Genomic DNA, 16580 nt, shown 5'->3' on the forward strand with positions numbered 1-16580 from the left:
CCAGATGAAGTCGATTGCCCAGATCGTCCAGAACAACCGCAGACTCCTCGCGGCCTACGAGGACAAGGTCCAGCCGAGGTTCCTCAGCCGCTATGCGCGTGAACCGATGGACGCCGCCGCCATGTATCGGAAGCTCCGTGCGCTGGATCCCGGGCCGGATGCACCGGCCCGGGTTCTCGACCTCGGTTGCGGAACCGGGTGGCTCGCCCGCATGCTCGCCGCCGAGCCTCGCTATCGCAGGGCGAACATCGTCGGCTACGACCTGTCGCCCAATGCGATTCGCATCGCCCGCGAACGCGCCGCCGTCGAAGGGCTCGGGGCCCGGACGGAATTCCACGTCGCCGACGTCCTTGCGCCGCTCGCGGGAGAGCCCGGCAGGACCGATGAAATCTGGGTGTGCGGCGCGCTCCACCAAATGAAGGATGCGGGTGCCGCGCTCGGCAGGGTCGCCGGGCTGCTCGCCGACGGCGGCATCGCTTACGTGCAGACGTTCGCCGAGGATCCCGACGTGAACGAGCGGGTCGACATGGCCGTCATGGCGAAGATGGGCCACCGGGTGTTCCGGGGCAGCGAGCTCGAGGACCTCGCCGAAGCCAACGGGCTGAAGCTGGGCGGAGCCTCACACGCCGGCATGGTGTACTTCTGCACTCTCACGAAGAAAAGCGCGATCGGGGAGGCGGGCAAGTGAGCGCCGTGGACGGGACCGTAGGCCCGTGGTCGCTGCTCGCCCCGATCCGGACTCGGATGCGTGCGGTGGTCGCGTTATCCGTCCTGTCGTCGGTGGCTACCGTTGCTTCGCTGGTCGGCATCATCGACATCGCGATGACGTACCCGGAGGCCCCGGAGCATCGGACGTGGTTGGCCGTGGCTGTCATCGTCGTCGCCGCAACGGTGCGCATGGCCGCGGACGGCGCCGCCGGCATGCTCTCGCACCGGGCGGATAACGACCTGCAGCTCCACCTCCGGCGCCGGCTGGTCGCCCAAATCCGGAAGTTGCCGCTGGGCTGGCTGGACGCCCGGCGCTCGTCGGGAATCATCGGGTCGGTTGAGAAGGACGTCGCGGCTGTCCACCAGCTCATGGGCCACACCGTCGGTGAGACCGTGGTGGCGGTGCTGGTTCCCCTGCTTTCCCTCATCGCGCTCGTCGCGGTGGATTGGCGGATTGCGGCGGTGGCGGTCGTCCCGGTGCTGGTCACCTTCGCCCTGATGGGCGTAATGATGTCGCGTGGCGCCGGCCTTCAGCGCGACTACGAGCGAGCCTCCGAAGGAGTGACGGCCGCGGTCATCGAGTTGGTGCGCGGCATCCCGGTGATGAAGTCCTTCGGACGCGCCAACCAGGGCTCGGGCCGCTACGATGCCGCGGCGTCGTCGTTCGTCCGCGCGTGGTCCGCCTGGTCTCGGCAGTCGAACGTCTATCTTGGGCTCATCGACGTGGTGACGTCTCCGATCACGGTCCTCGCAGTGGTGTGCGGCGCCGGCCTCGCTCTGAGGGACGCCGCGGGCGGCACACCGGAGGGCCTCGTCGCCGGGCTGGTTCTCGGCCTTGGATTCTCCGCGGCGATCGTGCGGGTGGCCATGAACTCCGAACCCATCATCGCGGGGATCGCGGCCCTGAAATCCATCGCGGAGGTGCTGGGCACGCCGCCGATCGCCGAGCCCGCCGATCCGGTGCCCGTGCGCGGGGGCGCGCTCGAGGTCCGGAACCTGGTCTTCTCCTACGGGGATGGGCCGCGGGTCCTCGATGGGATGTCCGCGACGTTCGAACCGGGGACCCTCACGGCGTTGGTGGGGTCCTCCGGTTCCGGAAAGTCCACCGTCGCCCGGTTGTTGGCGCGTTTCCACGACCCCGTCGAAGGCTCGGTGCTGCTGGGCGGCGTCGATCTCCGCGACATCGCCGTGCGCGACGTGCACCGCTCGGTGTCGGTGGTGTTCCAAGATCCGCAGTTGCTCACGCTGCCGTTGCGGGAGAACATCCGGCTGGCCAAGAGAGACGCCACCGACGGCGACATCATGGCGGCCGCGAAGCTCGCGAACCTCGATGCGGTCATCGAGGCGCTGCCGAAGCGCCTGGATTCGGTGGTCAACGTCGACGTGACCTTTTCCGGTGGCGAGGCGCAGCGCGTGGCCATCGCGAGGTCGATCGTCACGGACGCGCCGGTGCTCATCTTCGACGAGGCAACCGCTTACGCGGATCCGGCTTCCGAGGCCCTCATCCAGTCCGCAATCGAGCGTTTGGCCCGTTCGCGGACGGTGATTGTGATCGCGCACAGGTTGAGCACGATCCGCAACGCCGACCGCATCCTCGTTCTCGATGGGGGAGCGGTCGCGGAGGCGGGTACCCACGACGAGTTGCTTGCGCGCGGTGGCCGCTACCGGGATTTGTGGCGCGCGTTCGCGCTCGACGACGAACCATCCGCCCCGCGGGGCATTGAATCAGACGATGAAAAGGCGGGGAACCGATGATTCGGGACTTGTGGTCGATGACGGATCGGCGCTCGAGAATGACGCTGGCGTGGCTCATTGCGTTGGCCGCGCTTGCCGCGCTGGCCCAGGGAGCGGCGTTCGTCGCGCTGCTGCCGCTGCTGTCGGCTCTGGCCGAGGGAGATGATGCGACGGCGTGGCGTTTCACCGGCGTCATCGCCGGCCTCGCGGCCGCCCATGCGGTGCTGTCTCTCGCCGCGGGGACGGTCGGCAGGGCGAATTCCGCAGCGGTGCTGTCGTCCCTGCTGCGTTCCCTGGGCGAACGCGTGCTGACGTTGCCACTCGGGTACGTCACCAAGTCCACGGCCGGCCGCTTTTCGGAGATGGCGTCGTCGGGTATCGCGTTTGCGGCGTCCGTGCCGCACGTGATCCTGCGGCCCGTCATCGCCGCGGTGGTTGCGCCGACCGTCATCGCCTTCGGAATTCTGGCGGTGGATTGGCGCGTCGGTTTGGTTCTCGTCGCGTCGGCGCCGGTGATCTTCTTCGCCTACCGGGCCATTGGCCGGGTCGGCGGGGAGTCGGACGAAGCGCATGCTGACGCCGTCGCTGCCGTCTCCGGCAGGCTGATCGAGTTCACCCGCTGCCAGCAGGCGATTCGCGCCGCGAGCGACGGTTCGGCGGCGGACGCGATGGTGGATGAGGCGATCCGGGCCCAACACGATGCGTTCGCGAAGGCGACGTCGACGCAGGGGGCGGCCATCGGACGGTTGAGTTCGGTCGTCCATGCGGTGTTCACGGCGGCGGTAATCGTCGCCGTGGCAGTCGCCGCGACGGGCGGGATGGCGCCGGCGCATTTGGCGCCAATGCTCATCGTGGTCGTCCAGTTCACCGGACCGATCACCACGGCGGGAGCGTTGTCCGGCGGTTTCGGTGCGGGCCGCAACACGTTGGCTGCGTTGCGTGATCTGCGGGCAATCCCCGCCCTTCCCGAACCTGCCGCACCGGAGCCGCCCGACGGGCATGACGTGGAGTTCCGCGGCGTGAGCTTCGGGTACGGGGATAAGAAGGTTCTCGACGGCGTCAGCTTCCGTGCACCTCAGGGAGCGCTGGTTGCCGTAGTGGGACCGTCGGGGGCGGGCAAGACGACGGTCATGCGGCTGCTGTCGCGTTTTCATGATCCGGACTCGGGGGAGATCCTCATCGGCGGGGTGCCCTTGCCTCGAATCGGCACCGACGGCGTGAACTCGCTGGTGACCCCGGTGTTCCAGGAGACGTTCCTTTTCGACGCGTCCGTGCGGGACAACGTGGTCTTCGCCGACCCCGAATTCGGTTCCGGGCCCGGTGACGGGGACCGCTTGCGCGAGGCCGCCCGGCGTTCCGGGGTGGACCGCATCGTGGAGCTGCTGCCTTCCGGGTGGGATACCCCGGTGGGGGAGGAGGGGACGCTGCTGTCGGGAGGCGAGCGGCAGCGCCTCGCCATCGCCCGGGCGCTTCTGAAGGATTCCCCGGTGGTGCTTCTCGACGAGCCGACGTCCTCGCTGGATGCGGCCACTGAGCGGGCGATCGTCGGCACGATGGAGGCGTTGCGCGGCGATCACACCGTGATCGTCGTCGCCCATCGCCTGCACACCGTCCGCGATGCCGACCTCATCGTCGTGCTTTCAGAGGACGGGACGGTCGCAGAACGGGGTACGCACGATGAATTGCTGGCGAAGGGCGGTCGCTACGCCGAGTCGTGGGCGTGCCGGACGGGGAGCTCCCCGGGCGCCTGATCCTCATCACCTGGTCGATGCCCTCACGGGCGCCCTGCCGCAGCTTCCCGAATCCCACCGCCAGACGCTCGGTGGACAGAGCGAAACCGCCGACGAAAACGCCGAGCAGCACGAACACCGACGAGCTGTAAAGACTGAAGCTCCCGGGAACGCGAAAATAGCCCCCTTTTCTCATCCCAGTGAAAGTTGGGAGGGAAGGGGGGCTCGTTGCTGCCATTTGCCTCTATCTGCTACCGCCCGTGCACCTGGTTCTGAGCAATTTCCAGCCCGTGGCTGGCGATTAGCTCCACTGCCTCCGCCGCGGTGGGCAGGGTGAAAGCGAGTTCCTCGCGCTCCTTGGCATTGAAGTTGTGCAGCACATAATCAGCTGGATCCTGGCGGCCCGAAGGACGACCAATGCCAATGCGCACGCGCATGTAGTCCTTCGTGCCCAATGACTTCGAGGTCGAACGCAGCCCATTGTGGCCATTCTCGCCACCGCCACGTTTGAGGCGGACCACGCCCGGGTCCAGATCTAGCTCATCGTGGACCACCACGACGTCGGTAGGTGCGATGCTGAAGAACTTCGCCAGCGCCGCGACCGGCCCGCCCGACAGATTCATGTACGTCCGGGGTTTAGCCAGAATCACCTGTCGCTCGCCACCATCGGAGGTTTTAAACCGAGTCTGCACAATCTCAGCGTTGGACTTCTTGTGCACGCTAAACGACGACGGCATCGGAGAAGTGCGGCTAGCTAGTTCATCTAGCACCAGATGTCCGACGTTATGGCGGGTGAGTTCATATTTGGGCCCAGGGTTGCCGAGGCCCACGACAAGTAGAGGCGTGGTGGAGGCGTTCATGAGTTCAATCTTGGCACACGGTAAGCAATCTTTTGGTTTTGGGGAGTGCAAAAAAGGGACGGACAAGAGCGTCCGTCCCTTTTTTGTTAGCTAAGCGTGAAAGCCTGTATTGGCTCAGTCAGCTAGAGCTATTCAGCGCTTAAATTACTCAGCGGATTCCTCAGCTGGCTCATCCGGGGTCTCAGCCTCGCCCATGCCCTCGATGTCGGCATCGACGTCACCAGCCGGCTCCTCCTCCGGCTCGACGATGTTGAAGATGAGCAGGTCAGCGTCGTCGGTGAGGACCAGGCCCTCTGGCAGGGTAACGTCGCCGGCGTGAACCATGGTGCCGACCTCTGCACCCTCGACGGAGACCTCAATCTCTTCCGGAATAGCCAGAACCGGTGCGTTGACCAGAATGGTCTCGGCATCCTGCATGAGCAGGGCACCCGGAGCGAGCTCGCCAGTCGGAACGACCGGAACCTCAACCTCAACCTTCTCGTCACGGTGAATGGCGAGCAGGTCAGCGTGGTCGATGTCGAGAGTCAGCGGGTTCTGGTCAACAGCCTTAACCATGGACAGCTGGGACTCGCCCTCGATGTTGACGTCCAGAACAGCGTTGACACCGTGGTTACGGATGACAGCGTGGAAATCCAGAGTGTCAACGAGGATGTGCTTCGGAGCATCCAGGTCAGCGCCGTAGATGACAACCGGGATGTCGCCAGCAACGCGGGCACGGCGAGCGGCACCCTTGCCGAACTCGGTGCGGTTACGAGCATCAATCTTGATGATGTTGGGCTTTGCCATGAAAATGGACTCCTAAACGATTCGATACTGAGTCGTCGAGTCGAGCACGTGCCGCATCCATGCCTCTGTGGGGCGCAAAAGTTGGGCTGCGAGCGTCGCGTCGATAACGGCAACCAGCTACTGTGGTCGCCCTCGCCGAGACTTACCGGAAAAATTGTAGTGGACTAACAGGTCAAACAGCAAACCCCGCCACCACCAGCAAAACTAGGTTGCTGGTCGCAGCGGGGTGCCCGTCGGCAAGCGGAAAGAGCTTATGCCTGGCCCTCGAAGAGAGTGGTGACGGAACCGTTTTCGAAGATCTCGTGGATCGTCTTAGCCAGCAGCGGCGCAATTGGCAGGACGGTCAGGTTGTCCCAGCCCTCGGTGGACTGCGGCAGAGTATCGGTGGTGATGACCTCGCGGGCACCGCACTTCGACAGGCGCTCGCGAGCTGGGTCAGAGAAGACACCGTGCGTGGTAGCGATGATGACATCCTCAGCGCCAGCCTCACGCAACACCTTGACAGCGCCGGCGATGGTGCCGCCGGTGTCAATCATGTCGTCGATGAGTAGACAGGTCTTACCGGAGACCTCGCCGACCACACGGTTGGCGACAACCTGGTTCGCGACATCGACGGAACGGGTCTTGTGAATGAAAGCCAGCGGGGCATCGCCCAGGGTGTTGGCCCACTTCTCGGAAACCTTCACACGACCGGCGTCAGGGGAGACCACGACGAGGTTGTCCAGGGAGTAGTTCTTCTTGATGTACTCCGACAGAATCGGCATGGCGTGCATGTGATCGACCGGGCCGTCGAAGAAGCCCTGAATCTGGTCGGTGTGGAGGTCCACGGAGACGATGCGGTCAGCGCCGGCGGTCTTGAGCAGGTCAGCGACCAGGCGAGCGGAAATCGGCTCACGGCCACGGTGCTTCTTGTCCTGGCGGGCGTATGGGAAGAACGGCAGGATAGCGGTGATGCGCTTGGCCGAACCGCGCTTGAGCGCGTCAATCATAATCAGCTGCTCGATGAGCCACTTATTCAGCGGTGCCGGGTGTGCCTGTAGCACGAAGGCATCGGAACCGCGGACGGATTCCTCGTAGCGCACGAAGATTTCGCCGTTGGCAAAATCACGAGCGGTCATCGGGGTCAGCTCTGTGCCGAGCTCCTTGGCAACTGCCTCGCCCAATTCCGGGTGTGCCCTTCCGGAGAAGAGCATGAGGTTCTTTTGGTTATCGATCCACTGGCCGGTCATCTGCCGTCTAGCCTTCCTGGTCTTCCTTGTTGTTGTCAGCGTTGTCAGCTACCTGCGCCGCCTGCGCTGCCTCAGCAGCAGCGGTACCTGGACGCTTCCGCTCGACCCATCCCTCGATGTTGCGCTGACGGCCACCACTGACCGCCAATGCTCCCGGAGGAACGTCGTCCTTAATAACAGTACCTGCACCTGAGTACGCACCATCACCCACGGTCACCGGAGCGATGAACATGGTGTCGGAGCCGGTGCGAACATGCGAGCCGATAACGGTGCGGTGCTTGTTGACACCGTCGTAGTTCACGAACACGCTGGAGGCGCCAATGTTGGAGTGCTCGCCAATCTCCGCATCGCCGACGTAGGTCAGGTGCGGAACCTTCGAACCGTTTCCGATCTGCGCGTTCTTCGCCTCTACGAAGCCACCGAGCTTCGCGCCGACACCGAGTTTGGTGTTCGGGCGAATGTAGGTGAACGGTCCGACCGTCGCATCCTCGCCGATCTCCGAATCGGAACCGTGCGTACGCACGACGCTGGCGCGCTTGCCGACGACCATGTTGGTCAGTGTCGTGTCCGGTCCCACGGTGGCCCCGTCGCCAATCACAGTCTTGCCGTGCAGCTGGGTGCCCGGCAGAATCGTGACATCGCGTCCGATCTCCACCTCAACATCAATCCACGTGGTGTCCGGATCGACGAGAGTGGCACCTGCGCGCATAGCTTCCTCGCAGGTGCGGCGGTTGAGCTCGCGGCCAAGGGTAGCCAGCTGTACGCGGTCATTGACACCGGCGACGACGGTGGCGTCGGCGAGGCGGTGGCCGCGCACTGAGCGGTCGGCCTCCCGGGCGATGCCAATGACATCGGTGAGGTAGAGCTCGCCCTGGGCATTGTTGGTGTCCAATTGCTTGAGGGCGTTTGCCAGGGTCTCGGCATCGAATGCGTAGACACCGGAGTTGACCTCGGTGATCTCACGTTCCTCGTCGGAGGCGTCCTTTTCCTCCACGATGCGCAGAACTTCGCCGTCGGCGTTACGAACGATGCGGCCGTAACCGTGCGGGTTTTCAGCAGTGGAGGTCAGCACGGTCACGGCAGCGCGTGGCTTGCGGTTGTGTTCTTCGAGCAGCGCCTGGAGCGCTTCGGAATCCAGCAGCGGAACATCGGAAGTGGTTACCAAGATGGTGCCATCGAAATTCTGCAGCTCAGGGTGTTCCAGTGCGCACTGAACAGCGTGGCCGGTACCGTTTTGCTCTTCCTGCGGGGCAATGACGACGTCGTTGGAGTGCTCGGCCTTCTCTGTCCAGGTGCCGATGGCGTCGATTACCTTTTCGCGCTGGTGGCCAACGACAACAGCAATCTCATCCGGACTAATGCCCTTGGCGGCATAGAGCGCGTGCTCCAACATGGTGCGACCGCCGATAGCGTGCAGCATTTTCGGCGTATCGGATTTCATTCGGGTGCCTTGACCCGCGGCGAGAATGACCACAGCGGTGGCCGAACCGTTTGACATGAAACTTGCTACTCCTCGGTCAGGGTGCATCACGGTCACGGCGGGGCGAAAAGTCACTTCTTAATTAAGGGGCCGGCCCCCCGCTTGCTCTCCCACCAGGACTCGAACCTAGAATGCCGGTACCAAAAACCGGAGTGTTGCCATTACACCATGGGAGAATGGGGCGAACGCGAAAAAATTGCATGGCTGAGTCGACTCAGCCGGCTCGCTTGCGCCTGCGATATACGATAGCAAGACTTTAGCCACTAATCTAAAAGCATGGCCTCTAATTCTCCGAGACGACGTATGACCGGTCCACAGCGCAAAGCTCAGCTGACAGAAGTCAGCCGTGGAATCTTTGCCGCCAAGGGGCTTGATGCCGCCTCAATGGAGGAGATCGCTGTCGCAGCCGGGGTGTCAAAGCCGGTTGTCTACGAGCATTTTGGTACCAAAGAGCGGCTCTACCAGGCAGTCGTCGACCAGGAGATGAAGACCCTGGAGGCCACGATTAGGGAAGCGTTGTCCCTGGGGCGCTCGCGTTACCGCATCGAACAGGCGGTGTTGGCATTGCTGACTTATGTCGAGGAAAACCCGGAGGGATTCTCCATTATTTCTCGCGACCCCGGTGTGGCGGGTGGCTATGAGACGCTGCTGAATAATGCCACTGAGTCGGTTACGCCTATCCTCTCCGAGGCTTTCAAACGCGCTGGTTTCGACCCGGCCATGTCGGTGCTCTACGGAAACTGCATGGTCGGTATGGTTTCGCAGACTGCTCGCTGGTGGATGGAGAAGCGCAGTCCGGATAAAGAGACGGTGGCGGCGCACATCGTGAACCTGTGCTGGAACGGGCTGGCCGGCATGGAGGGGGCCCCGACTCTGCATGGCTCCGCTGATGTACCAGCGGCCGCTGAGGGCGCGAAGTTCGGAGCAGGTGCTGCGGCAGACCCGATGCAGGTGGCGGAGAACGGCTAACCAGCGCGCAGGGTGAATCCGGGGTGCATGGTTATATTGGGGCTATGCCAACTTCTGCGTCTTCCTCGGCGAAAGCCACACCCAGCATTCTGCCGAACCCGCTGTCGGGGCTGGAAAGCCTCGTTGTCACGGATCCTCAATTTGTCGGCGTGCTCGGGCGCGTCGGCGAAGACGGGCTGGCGCTCACGGGTGCGGACGCGGTGCGTTCGCACCTTATTTACGCCATGTCCACGAAGGTGCCGGTGCTGGTCGTCACGGCTACTGGCCGTGAGGCGGAGGACCTGACTGCCGAGGTCAAGTCGATGATCGGCGACCGTGTAGCTATGTTCCCCTCGTGGGAGACGCTCCCGCATGAGAAGCTTTCGCCGGCTGTGGATACTGTGGCGCAGCGTCGTAAGGCGCTTTACGACGTTCGCCGGGGCAAAGTCGACGTTCTGATTGCAGCGGTGCGCTCGTTGGTGCAGCCGATTGTGGACGACCTCGAGGCTGAAGCCAGCGCGCCCATCCACATCCAGCTGGACCAGGACTGCGAGAACCTGGTTGAGTGGCTGGTGCATCACGGCTATTCGCATGTGGACATGGTCGGCAGGCGTGGTCAGTTTGCCGTGCGTGGCGGCATCGTCGATGTCTTCCCGGCGACCGAAGAGCTGCCGGTTCGTATCGAGCTCTGGGGTGACGAGGTTACCGACCTGCGCGCCTTTTCCGTCGCTGACCAGCGCACGATCTCTGAGATAGAGGTCGACCAGCTGGATATCTTCCCGTGTCGTGCACTGCTTATCGACGACGACGTGAAGGGCGCCGCGGAGAAACTCGCCACTACGCGTTCTGGACAGGTCCAAGAAATGCTCACCCGCATCGGTGATGGCCAGTGGGTGGAGGGCATGGAGTCGCTGATTCCACTGATTAGTCAGCATCCGATGAAGATGCTCACCGAGGTCATGCCGGAGAAAACGCATGTGCTCATGTGCGGGCCGGAGCGCATTCGCTCTCGCGCGCAGGACCTGATTAGTGCGGGCGAGGAGTTTATGGCCGCAGCGTGGGAAACGGCCGCGATGGGTGGCTCGGCGCCAATCGCCACCGATGGTCTGGAGCCCAGCGCTTACCGTAGCTTGGCCTCTATCCCGATGCCCACCTCGTGGCATATTTCCCCGCCCGGCATGTTGGAGGCGGGGGTCACCGAAGATGATGTGCTGCCGCTAACCTTTGAGCCTGGGCCCGCGCCACGCGGTGACTTAAAGGAAATTGGTCACCTGATGAGGCAGCTGCGCGATGCCACGGTCGCGGGGGAACGAGTGGCGTACGTGGCGGCGACGCCCGCGGGCGCGCGTCGGCAAGCGGAAAGGTTTAGGGAAGCCGGAATTGCGACGCGCATGGCGGCGGGCCCGGAGTATCCCGAGTCCGGGAGAATTACCGTCTACCAGGGTGTTTTGCACGGCGGCCTGGTGTTCCCGCGTATTCCCGGTGGCGCGCTGACTCTGATTACTGAGCAGGACATCACGGGTAACCGCATCGCGGAAGGTGCCCTTGGTGGTCGCCGTAAACCGGCGAAGCGCCGTGGTCGCGTGGATCCGCTGGCACTGAAGGCCGGCGACTATGTCGTACACGACACTCATGGCATCGGTCGATTTGTGAAGCTCACTGAGCGCACCATCGGCACGGGCGAGGATCAGGCTCGCCGCGAGTACGTGGTGCTCGAGTACGCACCGAGCAAGCGCGGAGGCCCCTCGGACCAGCTCTACGTGCCGATGGAGAGCCTGGATCTGCTGTCGCGCTATGTCGGCGGCGAAAAGCCCGCGCTGTCGAAGATGGGCGGCTCGGACTGGAAGTCCACCAAGCGCAAGGCCCGTGGCGCTGTCCGCGAGATTGCGGAAGAGCTGGTCAAGCTCTACGCCGAGCGTCAAGCCGCGCCGGGCCACGCGTTCGCGCCGGATACGCCGTGGCAGCAGGAGATGGAGGATAACTTCCCCTTCACCGAGACTGAGGACCAGCTGCAGGCCATCGACGAAATCAAGTCCGACATGGAAAAGCCGGTACCGATGGACCGCGTGCTCATCGGCGATGTCGGCTACGGCAAGACCGAGGTGGCACTGCGTGCTGCTTTCAAAGCGGTTCAAGATGGCCGTCAGGTAGCAGTGTTGGTGCCGACCACGCTGTTGGCACAGCAGCATTTGACTACTTTCACTCAGCGTATGGAGGGCTTCCCAGTCACCATCCGCGGGCTGTCCCGCTTCACCTCACCGAAGGACTCCAAAGAGGTTCTCGAAGGGTTGAAGAATGGGACGGTCGATATTGTTATCGGCACGCATCGTCTCTTGCAGACCGGCGTGCAGTGGAAAGAACTCGGTCTGGTCATCGTTGACGAGGAGCAGCGTTTCGGCGTCGAGCACAAGGAGCACATCAAGGCGCTGCGTCACCACGTCGACGTGCTCACCATGTCCGCAACGCCAATTCCGCGCACGCTCGAAATGTCGATTGCCGGCATCCGCGAGATGAGCCAGATTCTTACCCCGCCGCAGGACCGCCACCCGGTGCTGACATACGTCGGCGCGCAGTCTGACAAGCAGGTCGCCGCTGCTATCAGGCGCGAGCTGCTTCGCGACGGTCAGGTGTTCTACCTGCATAATAAGGTGGAAACCATTGACAAGGTCGCACAGAATATCCGCAATTTGGTGCCCGAGGCCCGTGTGGTAGTGGCCCACGGTCAGATGGGGGAGGAGCAGCTGGAGCGCACGGTCGAGGGCTTCTGGCAGCGCGAGTACGACGTGCTGGTGTGTACCACCATCGTGGAGACCGGCCTGGATATTGCCAACGCGAATACGTTGATTGTGGAAAACGCTCACCATATGGGTCTTTCCCAGCTGCACCAGCTGCGTGGTCGCGTGGGCCGTTCCCGTGAGCGCGCCTATGCCTACTTCCTCTACCCGGAGAATCAGACGCTGACGGAGACTTCCTACGACCGTCTGTCCACGATCGCGCAGAACAATGACTTGGGTGCCGGTATGGCCGTGGCCATGAAGGACCTGGAAATGCGCGGAGCCGGAAATATCCTCGGTGCGGAGCAGTCCGGTCACATTGCCGGCGTCGGCTTCGACATGTACGTCCGACTGGTTGGCGAGGCCGTGGCTGCACTGAAGGCAGTGGCCGATGGTGAAACTCCGGATGCTTCCGATAACGAACCGAAGGAAGTTCGGATTGATTTGCCGGTGGATGCGAATATTCCGGCCGAATATGTGTCGTCGGAACGCCTACGTCTAGAGGCGTACCGCAAATTTGCTGCCGCCAGTGCGCTGGACGATATCGACGTAGTGCTCGAAGAGCTCGTCGACCGTTACGGAACCCCACCCATTGAGGTGGAGAGACTGGCGGTTATTTCACGGCTTCGAATTATTTGCCGGGAATTCGGCGTGCATGAAGTTCAAGCCATGGGGGCGCACATTAGAATAACCCCTATGGAGCTTGCTGACTCCAAGCAGGTGCGTCTCAAGCGCCTGTATCCACAGGCGACCTATCGTGCGGCAACGCGCACGGTTTCCGTCGGAATGCCGAAGGAAGGGCGAGGGTTGCGGGCAAAACCTGTCCGCGATATTGCATTGGTGCAGTGGGTAGCAGACTTCTTGACATCGATGGCGGGAATTCCACGTATGGATATCTCGCACATGGGAAAGGACTAGAAAACGTATGACTATCATCAAGCTCGATAGCCGCTTTCCAACTGCGATTCCGCTGGAAGCCGCTAGCCTGCTGACCGGTGAAGTCAGCTACACCGAAGAAGTCCCGATCCGTGTGCGCTGGGCAATCGCCGACGCCGGTGGGCACTCGGTGTCTCGGGCGGAGATTCTGGTCACCACCGATATGGAAAATGATGAGGTACTCGATCGCCTCGATGCGGGCGAGAAAGTCTACTCGGTCGAGCTGGATGATGCGCCGGACCCAGCAGCTCCAGCGGACCCGGCCGCTCCGGTTGCCGCGGCTCCCGTGCAGGAGTCGGCGCCGGAACCAGAATCGGAACCAGTGGCAGAACCGCTGACTCTGCAGGAACAGCTTGCCGCAGCTCGTCTGCCCCACGTCGTCGAGGCTGTGGACATCATGGCGGCCGCACGGCGCACGGGGCAGTGGGAAGCTCGCCAGACGCACAAGAGCCTGCTGCCGTATCTCATTGAAGAGACCTACGAGTTTGTCGATGCAGTCAACGAAGGCGGTGACATTCGTAGCGAGCTGTCAGATCTGCTGCTGCAAGTCCTCTTCCACGCTGAAATCGCTGAGGACTTCGACTTCGACGACGTGGCGACCGACTTTATTTTGAAGATGCGAGCTCGTCAGCCGTACCTCTTCGACGGCACTGTGGCCGAGGGAGAAATGGTCTCGGAGGAAGAGCAGGAGCGACTGTGGACTTACGGCCGCGGACGTCCGCGCTCGAACCCGGCTACGCAGTTGCCAGCTCTGACTTTGGCTGAGGAAGCCATCCGCCGCGCACGTGCGCTGGGACTGTCCGATGCCGACATTCCAGTGGAGATTCTGGTCCCGACCCCGGGACTGGAGACTGAGTCCGGTGCTGAAGAGCGGACCCGACAGGCTTCACGCGCATTCCTGGCTGAGCTGGCCCAGATGGAGAATCAGCAGGCCGGTAGTGCTGAGCAGTGGGCAGCGGGCAGCGAAGATAACGAAGGGGCTGAGGACCTCGGCCCGTCGGAAAGCGACAGCTAGTTTCCAACAAAAGTGATTTCTGTCCTCGAGTTTGAGTGATTTTTACGGTTCACCCCGTAGAGTAATTCCCCATGCCTTCTAATTCTCCCTTTGATGAATACGCGCACCCCGCACCCCGCGGGGCGAAGTCGCGTGGCCGCAGTAGGGGGAAAAAGAAGTCCTCGCGAGGCTGTGGCTGCCTCGGTCTAACCTCCCTGGCGGTGCTGATTATCATTGGCACGGTTGGGGCGTTGGCGATGTTCACTGGACCCGTTATCCCGTCGTTGACCAAGAAGCCGATTCCGGACAATGTGCCGCCTGCCGCGGCTGAGCCACCGCCGATGATTGATGTCAACGCGCCCGGGCGCACCTCTGAACAGCTCCGACAGTGGGCGCAGCAGATTTCCCCGAAGACGGGGATTTCTGAGGACGCCCTCCGCGCCTACGGCAACGCATATGTGATTGCGGCCGAACAGTTCCCGAACTGCCACCTGGAGTGGAACACGCTTGCAGGACTGGGCAAGGTGGAGACTAATCATGGCACGTACTCGGGCAATTGGCTCAAGCCGGCGCATATCGGTGCCGATGGGGTAGTGCGTCCGACGATTATCGGCCCGCCGCTGGACGGCACGAATGGCTTCGCCGAGGTTCTCGATACTGACAATGGCGAACTCGACGGTGACACAGAGTATGACCGCGCTGTGGGGCCGATGCAGTTTATTCCCGAGACATGGCATCGCTTTGCGATGGATGCTTCGGGTGATGGTGTCGCCGACCCCAACAACATCGACGACGCGACTGCGACAACCGCACGGATGCTCTGCAGTGGGGAACGCGACCTCGCCACCCCGGAAGGGTGGGCATCTGCAATTCGCTCATATAACCAATCTGAGCAGTATCTTCGCGATGTTCGGGACGCTGCGGCGAACTATGCGCTGAATCAGCCCGCATAGGGTGAAAAGGATTTAAGGCGAAGGTTGGCAAACCGTGCCACAATTGGAGTCATGTGCCGGAACGGTTCCGGCGGAAAGGTGACCTATGGCTGCAATCATCGAGTTGAACGCACGCGAAATTCTGGACTCCCGTGGTAACCCGACCGTTGAGGTTGAGGTGCTGTTGGAAGACGGCGCTGTGGGCCGCGCTGCGGTTCCGTCCGGTGCCTCTACCGGTGTACACGAGGCTCACGAGCTCCGCGATGGTGAGGATCGTTACCTGGGCAAGGGTGTCCAGAAGGCTGTCCGCGCGGTGCTCGAGGAGATTGAGGACGCAATTATTGGCCTCGAGGCTGAGGATCAGCGTCTGGTTGACAAGACCATGATTGAGCTGGACGGCACCGACAACAAGTCTCGCCTGGGTGCCAACGCCATTCTCGGTGTGTCCATGGCCGTTGCCAAGGCCGCTGCTGAGTCCGCTGGCCTGGACCTGTTCCGCTATGTCGGTGGCCCGAACGGCCACGTTCTACCGGTCCCGATGATGAATATCCTCAACGGTGGTGCACATGCGGACTCCGGCGTTGACGTCCAGGAGTTCATGATTGCTCCGATTGGCGCCCCGACCTTCAAGGAGGCACTGCGTGTCGGCGCTGAGGTCTACCACGCACTGAAGAAGGTCATCAAGGACAAGGGTCTGTCCACTGGTCTCGGCGATGAGGGCGGCTTCGCTCCGTCGGTTGACTCCACCAAGGCTGCTCTTGACCTGATTGTTGAGGCAATTGAGGCCGCTGGCTACAAGCTGGGCGACGACGTCGCTCTGGCTCTCGACGTGGCTTCTTCCGAGTTCTTCAAGGACGGCAAGTACCACTTCGAGGGCGGCGAGCACACCGCTGAGGAGATGGCCGATGTCTACGCTGACCTGGTTGAGAACTACGCCATCGTCTCCATCGAGGATCCACTGCAGGAAGATGACTGGGAGGGCTACACCAAGCTGACCGCTCAGCTTGGTGACAAGGTCCAGATTGTCGGCGATGACTTCTTCGTTACCAACCCGAAGCGTCTGGCTGAGGGCATTGAGAAGAAGGCCGCTAACGCTCTGCTGGTCAAGGTCAACCAGATCGGTTCCCTGTCTGAGACCTTCGAGGCCGTCGCAATGGCCCACAACGCCGGTTACAAGACCATGATGTCGCACCGCTCCGGTGAGACTGAGGACACCACCATCGCTGACCTGGCCGTCGGTCTCAACTGTGGCCAGATCAAGACCGGTGCTCCGGCTCGCTCCGAGCGCGTTGCTAAGTACAACCAGCTGCTGCGCATCGAAGAGTACCTCGGCGACGCTGCAGTCTACGCTGGCCGCAGCGCTTTCCCGCGTCTTAAGTAAGCAGTTGATACGCTGCGAAAGCTGCGTATAGCATTGCCCGCCCGCACCACGCACGTGGTTGTGGGCGGGTTTTGTTATTTCATCGGCT

The 16580-nt window shown here is 62.5% G+C and carries 12 protein-coding genes and 1 tRNA gene; 8 read left to right on the plus strand and 5 right to left on the minus strand.

The window, feature by feature from the left end; translation table 11 throughout:
- The first annotated feature begins 4 nt into the window (after positions 1 to 4).
- The 3 genes from HMPREF2860_RS08895 to HMPREF2860_RS08905 are packed head-to-tail and all read left to right on the plus strand — an operon-like array spanning position 5 to position 4193.
- Entirely contained in the window at positions 5 to 688 is a 684-nt protein-coding gene (locus HMPREF2860_RS08895) for an SAM-dependent methyltransferase (protein WP_070560192.1), read from the plus strand.
- Positions 685 to 2463: an ABC transporter ATP-binding protein gene (locus HMPREF2860_RS08900; RefSeq protein WP_070560116.1), complete on the plus strand. Its 1779-nt coding sequence runs from the start codon at positions 685 to 687 to the stop codon at positions 2461 to 2463. Before HMPREF2860_RS08895 ends, HMPREF2860_RS08900 begins: the two co-directional genes overlap by 4 nt.
- On the plus strand, positions 2460 to 4193 hold the full coding sequence (locus HMPREF2860_RS08905; protein ID WP_038626225.1) for an ABC transporter ATP-binding protein: 1734 nt from the start codon (positions 2460 to 2462) through the stop codon (positions 4191 to 4193). Before HMPREF2860_RS08900 ends, HMPREF2860_RS08905 begins: the two co-directional genes overlap by 4 nt.
- 230 nt (positions 4194 to 4423) lie before the next feature.
- Here the strand turns inward: HMPREF2860_RS08905 and pth are convergent, their stop codons facing one another.
- From pth to HMPREF2860_RS08930, 5 genes are all read right to left on the minus strand, one after another.
- On the minus strand, positions 4424 to 5032 hold the full coding sequence (gene pth / locus HMPREF2860_RS08910; RefSeq protein ID WP_049182375.1) for an aminoacyl-tRNA hydrolase: 609 nt from the start codon (positions 5030 to 5032) through the stop codon (positions 4424 to 4426).
- 144 nt (positions 5033 to 5176) lie between these two features.
- Complete coding sequence (locus tag HMPREF2860_RS08915; RefSeq protein ID WP_038626221.1) at positions 5177 to 5818, minus strand: 50S ribosomal protein L25/general stress protein Ctc; 642 nt, start codon at positions 5816 to 5818, stop codon at positions 5177 to 5179.
- A gap of 251 nt (positions 5819 to 6069) precedes the next feature.
- The gene (locus HMPREF2860_RS08920; RefSeq protein ID WP_016423206.1) at positions 6070 to 7047 is read right to left on the minus strand and encodes a ribose-phosphate diphosphokinase; all 978 of its coding nucleotides are present in this window, start codon (positions 7045 to 7047) and stop codon (positions 6070 to 6072) included.
- 7 nt (positions 7048 to 7054) lie between these two features.
- On the minus strand, positions 7055 to 8545 hold the full coding sequence (gene glmU / locus HMPREF2860_RS08925; protein WP_038626219.1) for a bifunctional UDP-N-acetylglucosamine diphosphorylase/glucosamine-1-phosphate N-acetyltransferase GlmU: 1491 nt from the start codon (positions 8543 to 8545) through the stop codon (positions 7055 to 7057).
- Between the two features lie 87 nt (positions 8546 to 8632).
- A tRNA-Gln gene (locus tag HMPREF2860_RS08930) sits at positions 8633 to 8703 on the minus strand.
- Between the two features lie 100 nt (positions 8704 to 8803).
- On the opposite strand from HMPREF2860_RS08930, the gene HMPREF2860_RS08935 reads away from it, so the two are divergent.
- From HMPREF2860_RS08935 to eno, 5 genes are all read left to right on the plus strand, one after another.
- Complete coding sequence (locus HMPREF2860_RS08935; protein WP_141752987.1) at positions 8804 to 9496, plus strand: TetR/AcrR family transcriptional regulator; 693 nt, start codon at positions 8804 to 8806, stop codon at positions 9494 to 9496.
- Positions 9497 to 9540: 44 nt separating this feature from the next.
- Positions 9541 to 13167, plus strand: a complete 3627-nt coding sequence (gene mfd, locus HMPREF2860_RS08940) for a transcription-repair coupling factor (RefSeq protein ID WP_038626215.1) — start codon at positions 9541 to 9543, stop codon at positions 13165 to 13167.
- A 7-nt stretch (positions 13168 to 13174) separates the two neighbouring features.
- The gene (locus HMPREF2860_RS08945; protein WP_038626213.1) at positions 13175 to 14200 is read left to right on the plus strand and encodes a MazG nucleotide pyrophosphohydrolase domain-containing protein; all 1026 of its coding nucleotides are present in this window, start codon (positions 13175 to 13177) and stop codon (positions 14198 to 14200) included.
- Between the two features lie 71 nt (positions 14201 to 14271).
- Positions 14272 to 15132 carry a lytic transglycosylase domain-containing protein gene (locus tag HMPREF2860_RS08950; protein ID WP_038626204.1) on the plus strand — a complete coding sequence of 287 codons (861 nt, stop codon included), beginning with the start codon at positions 14272 to 14274 and terminating at the stop codon, positions 15130 to 15132.
- 85 nt (positions 15133 to 15217) lie between these two features.
- A complete protein-coding gene (eno, locus tag HMPREF2860_RS08955) occupies positions 15218 to 16492 on the plus strand; it encodes a phosphopyruvate hydratase (RefSeq protein WP_038626202.1) in 1275 nt (424 codons plus the stop codon).
- Positions 16493 to 16580 lie beyond the last annotated feature (88 nt).

This window comes from Corynebacterium sp. HMSC064E10, from assembly GCF_001812505.1.
Classification (GTDB): domain Bacteria; phylum Actinomycetota; class Actinomycetes; order Mycobacteriales; family Mycobacteriaceae; genus Corynebacterium; species Corynebacterium amycolatum.